We start from the raw sequence: 15645 nt of genomic DNA, 5'->3' as shown, positions 1-15645 counted from the left end.
CTTTATATTATAGTGCATTTAATTTTACAAAAACTTTAAAAAGAATGAGAGAAGTAATTCATATAATGAAAAAGGAAAAGAGTTTTCTCATTTTTAATGTGAGAGGGGGAAGCACAGGGAGAATTCTATATTTCATATCTTTTCTATTGTATGTTCCTGTGCGAAAAGGAAATGAAAATTACGATAGTAGGTACTGGATATGTTGGATTGATTACAGGAGTAGGATTGGCAAAGTTGGGGCATTCAGTTACATGTTTTGATATAGATGATGAGAAAATTGAACGGATAAAACAAGGGGATTTACCTATTTATGAGGTTAGATTACATGAATTAATAAATCATGCATATGAGAATAATGCTTTAACTTTCACATCAAATAAAGAAGAGGCATTTGAGGATGTAGAGTTTATATTTATTGCAGTTGGAACACCACCTTTATTAGATGGGACGGCGGATTTAACGTATATTCAGAGTGCTTGTAACGATATTGGATTATATGCGACGAACGATATTATTGTTGTTACGAAAAGTACAGTTCCAGTAGGTACAAATGATGTAATGAAAGGATGGATTGAGGAGGAGTTAAAGGGGAGGTATACATTACATATCGTATCGAATCCAGAGTTTTTGCGTGAAGGTTCAGGAATTTATGATTTCTTTCATGCAGATCGTATTGTAATTGGAGCGGATAGTGACGAAGTAGCAAGAAGAGTAGAGAGTTTGTATGGTGAATTACGCTTAGAAACGTATATTACAGATATTAAAAGTGCAGAGATGATTAAATACGCGTCGAATGCCTTTTTAGCTACAAAGATTAGTTTCATTAATGAAATTTCAAATATATGTGAGAAGGTAGGCGCAAATGTATTGGATGTTGCTAAAGGGATGGGAATGGATAAGAGGATCGGTGCATCTTTTTTAAATGCAGGTATTGGATACGGGGGATCATGTTTTCCAAAAGATACGAAAGCGCTGGTGCAAATTGCGGGAAATGTTGCTCATGATTTTCGTTTGTTAAAAGCGGTTATTGAAGTAAATAATAAGCAACAACTGCTATTGATTGAAAAAGCGAAAAAAGTCATGAACATGAATAAAAAGCGGATTGCAGTTCTTGGCGCATCCTTTAAACCGAATACGGATGATATTAGAGAGGCATCATCTTTTATTATAATAGAAGCATTAATTAATATAGGTGCAGATATTGTTCTTTACGACCCAAAAGCAATTCAATATGTGAAAAATATATTTGGAGATGCTATACAATATAGTAGATGTATAGATGAATCGATTAGAGATGCGAGTGCGGTTTTTATCGTAACAGAATGGGAAGATATTCAAACTTATCCGTTAGAAAAGTACGTACAACTTATGAGGGAGCCTATTTTATTTGATGGGAGAAATTGTTATACTGATGAAGATGTTAAGAAACAAAAGATAGATTATTACTCGGTGGGAAGAAAAAGTATTTGTAATAGAAAAGTTTCTGTTATGCGTTAAAAAGGGATGTACTCATGCATATTTTTATATGTCATAATAGAAGCTGTAATTAGTGAAAGAAAAGAGGCAATCACATGACTGAACGTTTAAAAGTAATGACAATTTTCGGGACACGTCCAGAAGCAATTAAAATGGCACCTCTTGTATTAGAGTTGCAAAAACACCCAGAAAAAATTGAATCGATTGTGACTGTAACAGCACAGCATCGCCAAATGTTAGATCAAGTATTAAGTATCTTTGGAATTACGCCAGATTTCGATTTAAATATCATGAAAGACCGCCAAACTTTAATTGATGTTACAACGCGTGGTTTAGAAGGTTTGGATAAAGTAATGAAAGAAGCGAAGCCGGATATTGTACTTGTACATGGTGATACAACAACAACATTTATTGCAAGCTTAGCTGCTTTTTATAATCAAATTCCAGTAGGTCATGTTGAGGCGGGCCTTCGTACGTGGGATAAGTATTCTCCATACCCAGAAGAGATGAATCGTCAATTAACAGGTGTAATGGCGGATCTTCATTTCTCACCAACAGCAAAATCAGCAACGAACTTACAGAAGGAAAATAAAGATGAGTCACGTATTTTTATTACAGGAAATACAGCGATTGACGCGCTACAAACGACTGTAAAAGAAACATATAGTCATCCTGTACTAGAGAAACTTGGAAATGATCGTCTTGTACTTATGACAGCTCACCGCCGTGAAAACTTAGGTGAACCGATGCGTAATATGTTCCGTGCAATTAAGCGTCTTGTTGATAAGCATGAAGATGTACAAGTTGTGTACCCTGTTCATATGAACCCTGTTGTTCGTGAAATAGCAAATGAAATTTTAGGTGAACATAACCGTATTCATTTAATTGAGCCGCTAGATGTAATTGATTTCCACAATGTTGCAGCTCGTTCATACTTAATGTTAACGGATTCTGGTGGTGTACAAGAAGAAGCTCCATCACTTGGGGTACCAGTTCTTGTTCTTCGTGATACAACAGAGCGTCCTGAAGGTATTGAAGCAGGTACGCTGAAATTAGCAGGAACAGACGAAGAGACAATCTTTGGTCTTGCTGATGAGCTGTTATCAGATAAAGAAGCTCATGATAAGATGGCGAAAGCATCTAACCCTTATGGTGATGGTCGTGCATCAGAGCGTATTGTAGAAGCGATTTTACAACACTTTAATAAGTAAATAAAAAAAGGCCCAATCGGATAGATTGGGCCTTTTTGTTACGGCTGATTGCGCATAATCCACTCTGCATGAGCATTTGTAGAAGGTGGCGGATCAGTTGGTGTTTTATTTTGGTTTGTCTCTTTTTTTGTTTGTTCGTTAGAGTTAGAACTTGAATTTGAATCAGGATTTGAGTTGTTTTTTGTAGTTGGATTTTTTGCTTTTTCTCCTAATTCTTTTTCAATTTCGTTACGCACCGTTTCTACACTGATTGGATCTGGAAGGAAGTAATAAATACCGCCTATCTTTTTGTCTTCGCCTTCAAGCTTTAACGTTTGCATTGTAGAAGGATCAAATCCAGAAAGTTTATTGTAAAGAGCAAGTCCGTCTGAAATAGGAATGTCGGTTTTTATATATTTTCCAACGACAGCTGTTAAATCTTTAATTTTAAATACAGTAGAGGTGGAGTTTAGTTTATGAGCAACAGCGGCCAGTAATTGTCTTTGTCTAGCAGCTCGACCATAATCGCCATTTGGATCTTGCTTTCGCATACGGACGTAAGCAAGTGCTTCTTCACCGTTTAAGTTTTGCTGTCCTTGCTTAAATTGAATTTTTTTGTAGTAATCCACGTCAGAGCGCTCCCAGAAATCGAAGGGTACGTCAACGGTAACGCCGCCAACAGCATCAACGATACCTTTAAAGCCTTGGAAATCAATTTTCAGATAATGGTCTACAGGAACTTTTAGAAAGCCTTCGACAGTTTTGATTGCCATTTCTTCTCCGCCGTAAGCATGGGCAGCGTTAATTTTGTCTTCCTTATTTTTGCCAACAATTTTAACTCGAGAATCACGAGGAATACTCATAAGTGAAATCTTTTGCGTTTTTGGATTGACTGTTGCAAACATTAATGAGTCTGTACGACCATTTTGACCATCTGTCGCATAATCTTCTATACCCATAATGAGAATTGTAAAAGGTTCCTTTGTAATTTCTACATCTTTGTTTCTTAAATCCGATTTTTCACGAGTAAAACCACTATACATCCCCATAAGAGAAGAGTAAGAATTTAACACATAAACTCCTATACTGCCAAATAAAAATGCGAAAATAAGGAAGAAGAAAAGTTTCCTTCTTCGCTTCTTTTTTATTCTGCTATTTTGGAGATGATAATAACGTTCTTCCATATATAATCTCCTTAGTTCGTTAGTCCATTTGTAGGGAAGTAATTCACTACATTAATCTTTGAAGGTGATAAATGGGTTATTCTTAGATAACATCTTGTTCTAAGTACAACATATCTCCTTCTGTAATTGTACATTTCCCGTTTGTTAATTCAATCATCCAATCTGTAAATGCTTGTTTACCGTCTTCTTCTACATACGTATCAAATGTGACATTTTCTAGATAATGTATATCTTTAATAGCATATTTTGAATTGCGTAATTCATTTTCCACTTTGCCAAGTAATGTGTAATCAATCTCGGTTTGCATCACACGCATTAGTTTTCGCTGGACAACACCGACATGATTAATGCCTTCGCTTGTACACTTTCCATATGCACGAATTAAGCCACCTGCGCCAAGTTTAATGCCACCAAAATAGCGTGTTACGACGACGACGGTATCTTTTAGTCCACGTTTTTTAAGTACTTCCAGCATTGGTACGCCAGCTGTACCGCTAGGCTCACCGTCATCATTTGCCTTTTGAATATGATCTTGTTCGCCAATTAAATAAGCGGAACAATTATGTGTTGCATTCCAATGTTGTTTTTTTATTTTTTGTATAAATTCTTGAGCCTCTTCCTCAGTCGTTGCTCGGCTAATATAACAAATAAATCTTGATTTTTGAATGACGATTTCGTGTTCGCCGTAGTCTTTGATTGTTAAATATTGTAATAGCACTTGTGTACGCCCCTATCTATCAAAATGACTAGTACTTTCCATTTTAAAAGCGAGTCTTTTTATATTCAAACATTTTTTCTAAATATGCTGAAGTTTTTGGTGAGTATTTTATCTTTTTGTTGTAATTTGTCGAGATGGTAGGTATAATTTCAACCGGCATTTTCATGTATGGATGCACCATTTGTAGTTTTCGTGTAAAATTAGGAAATAAAACTTTTTATAAGGCAGGTACGAAAATGAAAATAGCTATTGTTACTGATAGTACGGCATATATACCGAAGCAAATTCGTGATGAACTCAATATATATATGATTCCATTAAACGTTGTGTTTGGAACAGAATCTTATCAAGAAGAAGCTGAAATTTCAGCAGATGATTTTTATGTGAAAGTACGTGAACAAGAGGAACTTCCAAAAACTTCTCAACCAGCAATCGGAAAGTTTGTTGAGCTATATGAAGAGCTAGCTAAAGATTATGATGCAGTTATTAGTATTCACCTATCAAGTGGAATTAGTGGTACATATCAAACATCAACGACAGCTGGACAGATGGTAGAGGGTATTGATGTATATACGTATGACTCTGAAATTAGTTGTGAAGTACAAGGGTTTTATGTGCGTGAAGGTGCAAAGTTAGCAAGTGAAGGAAAGAATCCAAAAGAGATTATCGCTCGTTTTGATGAAATGAAGAAAACGATGGACGCCTATTTTGTAGTTGATGATTTACATCATTTGCAACGTGGTGGTCGATTAAATAGCGCGCAAGCTTTCATCGGCAGTCTGTTACAAGTGAAGCCAGTTTTATATTTTAGAGATAAAATCATTATTCCGTTTGAAAAGATTCGTACACGTAAAAAAGCATTAAAACGTATCATTGAAATTTTTGATGAGCAAGCAAGTAAAGGTGTACCTATGGAAGCAGTTATCATTCATGCGCAACGTGAAGAGGAAGCGAATGAATGGAAGAAAGAATTAGAAGCAAAATATCCTCACGTCACAATTCGTACAGGTTATTTTGGAGCTGTAATTGGTACGCACTTAGGTGAAGGTGCATTAGGTCTTGGATGGTATACGAAGTAATAAAGATATAAAAAGCTCTCTTTTTAAGAGGGTTTTTTTACGGGTATGTTACGTTTAGTTGACAAGTTAATATTTGGAAATGGTAAAATGTACGTAAAATAAAATAATGAGGAAAGTTTTATAACTTACTTTTTACAAGAAACTATATTATAATAGAAGAGAGGTGAAACATATGGAGCATAATTCTTGTTTATGTCCAAAGTTTGAGTCAGCTTTTACTTTGCTTAGTAAGAAATGGACTGGCTTAATTATTAAATCTTTGCTTGAAGAGTCGAAACGTTTTAGAGAAATCGCAGATATTATCCCAAATATGAGCGATCGTATGTTGTCAGAGCGTTTGAAGGAATTGGAAAGCGAGGGCATTGTAGTTCGTAATGTCTATCCAGAAGTACCAGTTCGAATCGAGTATGGCTTAACTGACAAGGGAAAAGCGTTAGAAAGTGTTATGGATGAGGTCCAAAATTGGGCTGAGAAATGGATGAAATAGCATTTCGTTTGTATTCGTATATTTAATAAAACGTAAGGGATTCCTTGCGTTTTTTCTTTGTTTACAGAAGTGAGAAAAGTATATAAATTTCTACACATACATACAAAAATATACGAATTTTGCGCTAGAGCTACAAATAATATTACATTTGTTTTACAAAAGCGTAACATTAGCAAAAAAAATCCCGAATTATGGTATAAATTTTATAGGTTATATACGGAAAAAGAAAAAAGAAAGCGGTGTAAAAAATAAAATGAAAAAGCTAAAAATGGCATCTTGCGCATTAGTTGCAGGGTTAATGTTTTCAGGACTAACACCAAATGTATTTGCAGAAGATAAAATTTCTGACGTGAAATCACAAATTAACACACAAAATGACACTTTACATAAACAACAACAAGAACGTGATGAATTACAAAAACAAATGAATGACTTAAACAAAACAATTCAAGGTTTAGATAAATCTGTTCAAGAGAATGCTACAAAGCTTGATGAAACAACGAAAAAAGTTTCTGATACTGAGCAATTAATTGAAAAGAAAAATAAAGATATTGCAGAATTACAAACAAAGATTGCAAAACGTGAAGAGTTATTAAGAAAGCGTTTAGTTGCACTTCAAGAACAACCAAATACGAACGTTGTAACAGAAGTTCTTGTAAACTCTAAAAACGTTGCAGATTTAGTTGATCGTTTAACTTCTGTTTCTAAAATTCTTGAGTCTGATGAAGATATCATGAAAACACAACAAGAAGACCAAGCTAGTGTGAAAAAAGATGTTGCAACGGTAAAAGAGAAACAAAAAGAATTAAAAGAAGCACAAACTCAAATTGAAACTGCTAAGAAAGAACTTGACGCTGAAAAAGAGAAAAAAGCAACAGCGGTAAACGATTTAAGCGGTAAAATGGATACAGTTGTAACTACAATGACAAGTACAGAAGGTCAATTGAAAGAGCTTGAAAAACAAGCGTTACAATTACAACGCATTGCAGAAGAAGAAGCACAAGCAAAAGCTGCACAAGAAGCTGCTGCTCAAAAACAAGCAGAGCAAGCTGCTAAAGCTGCGCAAGCTCAGCCAGCACAAGCACCTGCAGAGCAAGCTGCACCAGCAAACAATGGTGGACAAGCTCAAAAAGAAGAGCCTAAAAAAGAAGAACCAAAAAAAGAAGAGCCTAAGAAAGAAGCACCTAAAAAAGAAGAGCAAAAGCCAACACCAGATCCAAATCCGGTTCCGGGCGTAATTGGTAAGGCAAAGCAATACTTAGGTATGCCTTATGTTTGGGGAAGTGCATCTCCATCAAACGGTGGTTTTGATTGTAGTGGATTCATTTCTTACATCTTTGGTGTAGGTCGTCAAGACGTTGCAGGTTACTGGAACTCAGTTTCTAAAGTAGGTAGCCCACAACCAGGAGACTTAGTATTCTTCCAAGGTACTTATAAAGCAGGTCCATCTCACATTGGTATTTACGTTGGTAATGGCCAAATGATTCATGCTAGTGATAAAGGAATTGCGTACGGTGATATTAACAGCTCATATAACCAAAAACATTTCTTAGGTTACGGTCGATTCTAGGATTTATAAAAGAATAAAAAACGTGTATAAAGTCGATAGCTTACTATTTTATAAGTAGGTTATCGGCTTTTTTGAGTTTTTACGGGATTTGAAGAAGGGTTTATAGTAGTGCTGGAGGTGATTGTTGATGCTAGCGGGGAAACAGTTGCTATTAGACGAACTTTCTTCAGATTTACAGAGGGAATTAAATGATTTGAAAAAGAAGGGAGAGGTCGTGTGTGTACAAGGTGTAAAAAAGAAGGCTTCTAAATATGTATGTCAGCGCTGTGGAAATATAGAGCAGCGGCTATTTGCGTCGTTTTTATGTAAAAGGTGCAGTAAAGTGTGCGCATATTGCCGGAAGTGTATAACGATGGGGAGGGTAAGTGAATGTGCTGTACTTGTTCGCGGGATTGCTGAAAGAAAGAGAGAAAAGAATTTAAATTTGTTACAGTGGAACGGGACGTTGTCTACTGGTCAGAATCTGGCGGCACAAGGTGTTATAGAGGCTATTAAGCAAAAAGAATCATTTTTTATTTGGGCTGTATGCGGGGCTGGGAAAACAGAGATGTTGTTTTACGGTATTAACGAAGCGCTTCAAAAAGGAGAAAGAGTTTGTATCGCAACGCCGAGAACGGATGTTGTTCTTGAATTAGCACCGAGATTGCAAGAAGTATTTCCATATATAAAGGTAGCGGCTTTATATGGAGGGAGTGTGGATAAAGAAAAAGATGCAGTACTAGTCGTTGCGACCACGCATCAATTATTACGTTATTATAGGGCGTTTCATGTCATGGTTGTAGATGAGATAGATGCTTTTCCATATTGTGCAGATCAAATGTTACAGTACGCGGTAAAACAAGCGATGAAAGAAAGAGCGGCGCGTATTTATTTAACTGCGACTCCAGATGAAACGTGGAAGCGAAAATTTAGAAAAGGTGAACAAAAAGGTGTTATTGTTTCTGGACGATATCACCGTCATCCTTTGCCAGTTCCTTTATTTTGTTGGTGCGGGAATTGGAAAAAAAGCCTCATTCATAAAAGAATTCCTCGAGTTTTACTACAGTGGTTACAAACATACTTAAATAAAAAACATCCTATTTTTTTATTCGTTCCCCATGTGCGATATGTAGAAGAAATAAGCCTGTTGTTAAAATCATTAAACAAGCGAATTGAAGGTGTACATGCAGAAGATCCGGGGAGAAAAGAAAAAGTAGCAGCTTTCAGAAAGGGAGAAATCCCATTATTAGTTACAACGACAATTTTAGAGCGAGGCGTAACGGTGAAAAATTTGCAAGTCGCGGTTTTAGGGGCGGAAGAAGAAATATTCTCAGAAAGTGCACTCGTACAAATTGCAGGCCGAGCCGGGCGGAGCTTTGAAGCACCGTATGGAGAGGTCATTTATTTTCACTATGGTAAGACAGAGGCGATGGTGCGCGCGAAAAAACATATTCAAGGTATGAATAAAAATGCCAAAGAACAAGGATTGATCGATTAATGCATTGTTTACTTTGTGACGAGTGTTTTGTAGAAAAGGTTAGTTGGTACACTTTTTTTGTAAAGTGTCATAGAAAATATATATGTGATAGATGTGAGCAGAAACTTTCCTATATTATAGGAGAAATTTGCATGGGATGTGGGCGGCCTTTAGAATTTGTTCCTGCCTTATTTCAAGAAGACGGTTTTTGTATAGATTGTATAAGGTGGATGAAAGAGGAGAAGTATCGTCCTTTTAAAAACCGTTCGTTATATATGTATGATGATGGGATGAAAGAAATAGTAGCGCAGTTTAAGTTTCGGGGGGATGCAGAGTTAGTGCGCATTTTTTATCGTCCTTTTCGAAGTTTATTTCAAAAGCATTTTGCCAATGTTTCAACCGTTATCGCTGTTCCGCTTAGTAAGGAAAGGGAAGTTGAACGTGGTTTTAATCAAGCTGAGTTATTAGCAACTTGTTTGCCTGTCAAACTTTCTTATCCATCATTAAGAAGAAGGGAAACAGAAAAGCAAAGTAAGAAGACACGTAAAGAAAGGGTGTCAGGAAGCAATCCTTTTTATTTTCAGGGAGAAGAGATGTTTCATGAGCAACATGTTTTAATCGTGGATGATGTGTATACGACAGGAATTACTGTTAGACAAATTGGAAGCCTTTTGTATGATCGAGGAGCTAGAGAAGTTTCTTGTTTGACGCTTTGTAGAGGTTAATATGTGAATGTCGAAAGGAATAATAAAAAGACGACAAATCTTCTTTGACTAAAAGTCTTGTCATTCGTTATAGTCAGAATATGGGGTGAATGCCCTGATTTTTAGAGTGAAGGGAATGGAATGAACATGCAAGGACGAGTGAAATGGTTCAATGCAGAAAAGGGATTTGGATTTATTGAGCGCGAAGATGGTGATGATGTATTTGTCCATTTTTCTGCTATTCAACAAGATGGGTATAAGTCGTTAGAAGAAGGGCAACAAGTAGAGTTTGACATTGTAGATGGAGCACGTGGACCACAAGCAGCTAATGTTGTGAAACTGTAGGGGATATTGTTTTGGGAAGAGAAAGCTGCGTTTGTGGCAACGTTATATATATGTAGTAGAACCTCTTGTTTTTCGCAAGGGGTTTTTGTTATAGGGTAAGTTGTCAAAAAGTTGTTTCTTTTCTGTAACGAATTGTCCACAGTTATATTCGTTATTCACGATGTTAATAGGATAAAATAAAGATAGAAACGATGCATCTTTTCATTTCAACAAAAAACGATAAAAAAATCGCAATTCCACTAATTTTTTTAAAAAAGTTAGAAGGAATTTTTAAGCCAGTGTCGAAATTATAGTACATAGGCTTGAAAGGAGGAATTCATCTATGAAATTCAACATTCGTGGTGAAAATATTGAAGTAACTCCAGCATTAAAGGAATATGTAGAGAAAAAACTAAGTAAGTTAGAGCGTTATTTTGATACATTCCCAGAGATTAAAGTTAATTTAAAAGTATACTCTGACAAGCAACGTGTCGAGGTAACAATACCATTTACTGATTTATTACTTCGTGCAGAAGAAACTAATAGCGATATGTACGCTGCTATCGATTTAGTAGTTGATAAAATTGAGCGACAAATTCGTAAACATAAAACAAAAGTAAATCGTAAGTTACGTGAGAAAGGTTCTATGAAAACGAACTTTATCCTTCCAGAAGCAGTAGCTGTTATGGATGAGGTAGAAGAAGATGAATTAGAACTTGTACGTACAAAACGATTCGATTTAAAACCGATGGACGTTGAAGAAGCGATTCTACAAATGGATATGCTAGGACATAATTTCTTCGTCTTCACAAATGCTGATACAAATGAAACTAATGTTGTATATGGCCGTAAAGATGGGAAATACGGTTTAATCGAAACTAAATAATAATTCGAAAGCGCAGCCGAAATGGCTGCGCTTTTTTTATGTTTTAGTTTTTTCTTTTCGAAAGGTGAAAGAATTTATAAGTAGCCCATTTCATTAAGACGTGATTTTTAGACAGTGTTTCGTCAAAACAGCATGGGGAAATTAAAAGGCGAGTTACTCTTTATGATTTGGAACAGGCGTAGGTAAGTAGTTATCTCTATAAGTAATTTGTTGCTAGGAGTGTATTATTATTTTTGTTAATTTGGCAAAATGTTTACAATTGCAAATATAATATTAAATATTCTGAAATGTATTGAAGGTGTGTTGAGAGAATGATATTGTAATATTGTGTTATAAGGATTTAATTTATTTCTTCAGTGAAAAAATAAAATCAATATAATGCTACAAATTATCGGAGGTGCTTTTAGTGAGTATTAAGAAAAAAAGTCGTTTTATGTTTGGATCTGTTTTATCTTTAGGTATTTTAGCTAGTACTTTTGCTTTAACCGAACCTGCTAAGGCTGATATAAGGGATGATCATGTAGAATTTACCTTTAGACTTTGGAGTGCATATGATTTTACTAATGCACGTCCTAAAGAGAACCCTACTTCTATGTATATGCGTGTGAAGAGTAGTGAGAAGGGCGGTGGTTCTTTTAACGTTTGGACAGAAGCGGATAAAAATAAAGGTAAAGGTGATAGAGATTGGGTAAATGTTTCAGGTAAGCATGAAGGAGAAGTGCAACCAGGTAAAACATATCTTTTCCAAAATTATGCATATGAACGATATAGGAAAAATGTTCCTGTTAGATTTGGTGGTTATTCTAGAGAAAATAATGCTTATCCTACTGATTGGAGTCCTGATAGTGTAAGACCTAATGGACCTTACATTGAATATTGATTTAGAAATTATAAATTGAAATTATTTATTTTGTAGCGCTAGAAAAAGTCGTCTAGTTCCGAATCTGAATTATACGACTTTTTCTGCTATTTCATTTTAAAAATAGGAGGAGCTGTAATGAAACTTATTTTAAAATATATTGTATTCTGTTGTTTTATATTGAGTATTAGTTTCTTAGTTTCTTGTCAAAAGAAAGTAGATGAACCTATTGTAAATATTGAAGATACTTTAACGGAAAAATATAATTTGAAAAGTATTCAGTTGCAAGAAATTAAGAAAAATACTATTTATGAACAAGTATTTTCGGGGAATAAAAATGGTAATGATTTCTTTCAAGGTCAAATAGATAGAAATGATATTGCAATAGAAGATAGGCTTTCAGATAAAAATTTAAAGTCAGGAGTTATACCAGAAAATTATTATGTGTTTTTATCGGGTGTTACGAATAAGAAAAAACCAACGTATCTTTTGGGACGGATTGAACAAACTGATGGGAAAGTAATTGAGTGGAAACAAGAAGTTAAGAGTGTAAAAAGAAAAGGTACAAATGATGTTTATCAGTATGAAGTTGAGTTTCCTAAATTTGAAGGAGAGAGAGCAAATGTTGCTTTTCGTTACATCTGGTTAAATAAAGAAAATAAATGTTATGGTGTTGCGGATCAATTGTTCATATTAAAAAAGGTTTAAATTTAATTAATGGTTTATGGAGGAGCTGTAGATGAGTTACTTTTTAGGAAGGATTTTAAAAGGTAGGATGTTTTGGTTGTCTTTATTTATTATGTTAATAATTGTTACTGCTCAATATATTGCTATGTTTGTGACAACTAAAGGATTTAACGATGCTGGGATTATAAAGGTATCCCCATATTTATCTAATATTTTACATTTTAATAGATTGTCATTTTATAGTGAGTTTTATCTACTTATATTTCCTATGCTTTCTGCAATGGCTGTAGCAGGGATTTATAGAATTGATAAAAATTATGGATTTATTTATCCTGTTATTTCTAAAATGGGAACAGGTTATTATTTTAAGCTACTTTATTTTATTAATTTTAGTGTATCTTTTTTTATTATAAGTTTCCCTTTACTATTTAATTTTTATTTATATGCAATGACTTATCCAACAGTCGCTCCGCATCCAATATTAAATTATATGGCTGCTACTGTCTCACCAACAGCTCAATTTAATACAGTTTATTATGAGTACCCTACTTTATATTTTCTAATGTATGTATTTTTAAATGGTTTATACGGTGCGGTTTTTTCGAGTTTGGCTTTATCAGTTTCATTTTTTATAAAACGAGTTTATTTTATTTATTTAGTTCCATTTGTTTTACATATTTTTTGGCTTGGTATTGGAAAAGGGATTCTCAATCCTAAAGATTATGTAATTAAAGATTTCGGCTTTTTTGAATTACAAATTTTTCTTAGTGTCTTGTTATGTATTTGGTTTTGTTCTGTAGTTCTTTATTTACGGGGGAGTAGGAAGCATGTTCTTTTATAATGTAATGAAAGAAACTATAAGGATGAAGTACGTTTGGTTAAGTATTCTTTTTTTACTTAATGTTAGTATCATTGGTTGCTTGTTCAATTATTTTGAACAGGGCATTGTAAAAGAAAAAATGAACGAATTAGAAACTTTGTATAAAGTTATGTCGTTTTATAATTTGTCGACTATATTTATTCCTTTAACCATCGTTTTTTCTGTATATTCTATGTCGAATTTTTTTAGTATTTATGTAGTTTATCGAGTGAATAATGCAATGAAATTAGTTTCTATATATTATTTGAAACTATTCGTTTTTGTTTGTTTTTTCGCTGGGAGTATGATTTTACAGTTATTTTTACTGTCAAATATGATGGCTGTAACTAGTGTTGATGTAAATTATCCATTACTATTTTGTATTCAATTATTTGCGAATGTTTTTATATGTATGATAAGTGCTTTATTGCAATTATTTTTACCTAGTTTACTTGTAATAATATGTATGATCATTGCTGTTTTACTAGATAGATTTATATTACATGGATTTTTATTTACAAATGCTTTTTATATAAATGTCTTTGAAGATGGTACTGGTTTATTTATACGTTTATTTGGATGCTTTTCTATCTTTTTTATAAGTGTATGGATTTTAGCTAAAAAAAGTTATATTGCTATGAATGATGAGACAGAGGTGATCTAGTTTACATTATGATTTTATATTATTTGTTAAAAAGAGATTTACATGTAAGGTTTCGAGATTCCATCAAGATAATGGCTTTTTTATTTTTAATTTACGCTATTATAGCAATTACTTTTTTATACAATCAGCCTCTTAGTAATGGTAAAGAATTTGTATTGGTAGATGTTACCTTTTATCGATTTTTTCATGGAGTAGACTTTGTGGATTTATCTTATTTTTATAAGGAGGGGCGATTTTCTATCCCTTTTTATTGGATATTTTTTCAAATCACTCCTTTGTTGCTTGTAGGGAATTTTGCTTTTTCAGATATTCAACAGAATGGTGTTTATTTATTTCCTCGTGTTAAGAAGAAGCATTTTCTGTGGTTAACGAAAATATTATCTTTGTTTTTTTATATAATTAGTATTTGGATTGTTATGTATTTTCTTTGGTTTAGTGCTTACTATGTGCTTTCTTTAGGCGAGTATACTTTTTTAAATTTATATAGTCAATTTCCTTATAAAATATTAGGTACTATGCTAATTCAAATAATTATAAGCTTTTTATTAGCTTTGATTTTTGAGTTTTTAACGCTTTATATACCAATAACTATTGTTTTTGTACTGATGTTGATGTACCTATTTTTGTCTATTTTCTTTCATAGTACTTATTTTTTAGGTTCTTTTGTTATGCCAAATCGTTGGTATTTTGTTGATCACAGTTCAATTCAATTGACTTTAGGTAATAATCAATCTATTCAATGTAATGATTTACTTTTAATAGGAATAGTAATTGTTATTGTAATGATTTTATTAGGTAGTTTTTGTTTTAAAAAACTAGATGTGATAGGTGAATAATTTATGGACAATTATATTAAATGTGAATGTATGACGAAAAGATTAAAGGGAAATATTGTGTTAGATAATATTAGTTTGTCAGTAAAAAAAGGAGAGTTTTTAGTTTTGAAGGGGCATAATGGTTCTGGTAAAACAATGATTTTACGTGCTATATCAGGATTAATGCGTTTAAATTCTGGAGTTGTTTATGTAGATAATGAAATGATTGGAAAACAAAAGCAATTTCCTGATTCTATGGGGATATTGATTGAATATCCAAGTTTTATTCCGGGGTATACTGGTTTTCAGAACTTGAAGTTTTTATCATCGATTAACAATAAAATTTCTGATGAGGAAATTTATAATATTATTCAAAGGGTTGGACTTGATAAAACAGATAAGAGAAAGTATAAAAGATACTCTTTAGGTATGAAGCAACGTTTAGGGATAGCGCAAGCTTTAATGGAACAACCAAAATTATTGTTATTAGACGAGCCAACTAATGCTTTAGATAGTGATGGAATAAAAGATGTTTTGGATATTTTGAAAGTAGAAAAATCTAAAGGAACGACTATTATAGTAGCTAGTCATGATGTGCATGTTCTAGATAATGAAATAGTAGATCGCATTGTACATGTTAATAATGGAAAGTTGGTAGATTAAGAGTGACAAGAAATCATGTCTTAA

17 protein-coding genes are annotated in these 15645 nt (G+C 33.6%); 15 read left to right on the top strand and 2 right to left on the bottom strand.

Annotated features, from left to right (window positions below):
* Positions 1-171: 171 nt before the first annotated feature.
* Together JFU02_RS17670 and wecB are read left to right on the top strand one after the other, a co-directional pair.
* On the top strand, positions 172-1497 hold the full coding sequence (locus tag JFU02_RS17670; RefSeq protein WP_201071354.1) for a UDP-glucose dehydrogenase family protein: 1326 nt from the start codon (positions 172-174) through the stop codon (positions 1495-1497).
* Between the two features lie 74 nt (positions 1498-1571).
* Positions 1572-2687, top strand: coding sequence for a non-hydrolyzing UDP-N-acetylglucosamine 2-epimerase (gene wecB, locus JFU02_RS17665; RefSeq protein WP_000140145.1), 1116 nt, complete (start codon positions 1572-1574; stop codon positions 2685-2687).
* Positions 2688-2725: 38 nt separating this feature from the next.
* Here wecB and JFU02_RS17660 read toward each other — a convergent pair whose 3' ends face one another.
* Both JFU02_RS17660 and JFU02_RS17655 read right to left on the bottom strand, forming a co-directional pair.
* Entirely contained in the window at positions 2726-3850 is a 1125-nt protein-coding gene (locus JFU02_RS17660) for an LCP family protein (protein ID WP_000392797.1), read from the bottom strand.
* Positions 3851-3932: 82 nt separating this feature from the next.
* Positions 3933-4568, bottom strand: coding sequence for a YigZ family protein (locus JFU02_RS17655; protein WP_000926669.1), 636 nt, complete (start codon positions 4566-4568; stop codon positions 3933-3935).
* 236 nt (positions 4569-4804) lie between these two features.
* Between JFU02_RS17655 and JFU02_RS17650 the strand changes: the two genes are divergently transcribed.
* The 13 genes from JFU02_RS17650 (at position 4805) to JFU02_RS17590 (ending at position 15621) form a co-directional block, all read left to right on the top strand.
* Positions 4805-5647 carry a DegV family protein gene (locus tag JFU02_RS17650; RefSeq protein ID WP_000684725.1) on the top strand — a complete coding sequence of 281 codons (843 nt, stop codon included), beginning with the start codon at positions 4805-4807 and terminating at the stop codon, positions 5645-5647.
* Between the two features lie 172 nt (positions 5648-5819).
* Positions 5820-6134: a winged helix-turn-helix transcriptional regulator gene (locus JFU02_RS17645; protein WP_000400857.1), complete on the top strand. Its 315-nt coding sequence runs from the start codon at positions 5820-5822 to the stop codon at positions 6132-6134.
* 148 nt (positions 6135-6282) lie between these two features.
* The gene (locus JFU02_RS17640) at positions 6283-7704 is read left to right on the top strand and encodes a coiled-coil domain-containing protein (protein WP_061667792.1); all 1422 of its coding nucleotides are present in this window, start codon (positions 6283-6285) and stop codon (positions 7702-7704) included.
* Between the two features lie 127 nt (positions 7705-7831).
* Complete coding sequence (comFA, locus tag JFU02_RS17635) at positions 7832-9181, top strand: ATP-dependent helicase ComFA (RefSeq protein ID WP_000879409.1); 1350 nt, start codon at positions 7832-7834, stop codon at positions 9179-9181.
* A complete protein-coding gene (locus JFU02_RS17630; protein WP_080546895.1) occupies positions 9181-9885 on the top strand; it encodes a ComF family protein in 705 nt (234 codons plus the stop codon). The genes comFA and JFU02_RS17630 overlap by 1 nt, the downstream gene beginning before the upstream one ends.
* 126 nt (positions 9886-10011) lie before the next feature.
* Entirely contained in the window at positions 10012-10209 is a 198-nt protein-coding gene (gene cspC, locus JFU02_RS17625) for a cold shock protein CspC (protein ID WP_001990088.1), read from the top strand.
* A 322-nt stretch (positions 10210-10531) separates the two neighbouring features.
* A complete protein-coding gene (gene hpf / locus JFU02_RS17620) occupies positions 10532-11074 on the top strand; it encodes a ribosome hibernation-promoting factor, HPF/YfiA family (RefSeq protein ID WP_000671187.1) in 543 nt (180 codons plus the stop codon).
* Between the two features lie 406 nt (positions 11075-11480).
* Entirely contained in the window at positions 11481-11954 is a 474-nt protein-coding gene (locus JFU02_RS17615) for a hypothetical protein (RefSeq protein WP_201071352.1), read from the top strand.
* Between the two features lie 117 nt (positions 11955-12071).
* The gene (locus tag JFU02_RS17610; protein ID WP_000767072.1) at positions 12072-12641 is read left to right on the top strand and encodes a hypothetical protein; all 570 of its coding nucleotides are present in this window, start codon (positions 12072-12074) and stop codon (positions 12639-12641) included.
* Between the two features lie 31 nt (positions 12642-12672).
* A complete protein-coding gene (locus JFU02_RS17605; protein WP_000120041.1) occupies positions 12673-13461 on the top strand; it encodes a hypothetical protein in 789 nt (262 codons plus the stop codon).
* On the top strand, positions 13448-14143 hold the full coding sequence (locus JFU02_RS17600; protein ID WP_000466502.1) for a hypothetical protein: 696 nt from the start codon (positions 13448-13450) through the stop codon (positions 14141-14143). The genes JFU02_RS17605 and JFU02_RS17600 overlap by 14 nt, the downstream gene beginning before the upstream one ends.
* A gap of 71 nt (positions 14144-14214) precedes the next feature.
* On the top strand, positions 14215-14979 hold the full coding sequence (locus JFU02_RS17595) for a hypothetical protein (protein ID WP_061667820.1): 765 nt from the start codon (positions 14215-14217) through the stop codon (positions 14977-14979).
* A 3-nt stretch (positions 14980-14982) separates the two neighbouring features.
* The gene (locus JFU02_RS17590) at positions 14983-15621 is read left to right on the top strand and encodes an ATP-binding cassette domain-containing protein (protein WP_000371031.1); all 639 of its coding nucleotides are present in this window, start codon (positions 14983-14985) and stop codon (positions 15619-15621) included.
* The last annotated feature ends 24 nt before the right edge of the window (positions 15622-15645 follow it).

Origin of the sequence: Bacillus sp. TH13, from assembly GCF_016651175.1 — a bacterium.
Lineage (GTDB): Bacteria > Bacillota > Bacilli > Bacillales > Bacillaceae_G > Bacillus_A > Bacillus_A thuringiensis_S.
The sequence above is the reverse complement of the archived record's forward strand: the minus strand, read 5'-3'. Positions and strand labels throughout refer to the sequence as shown.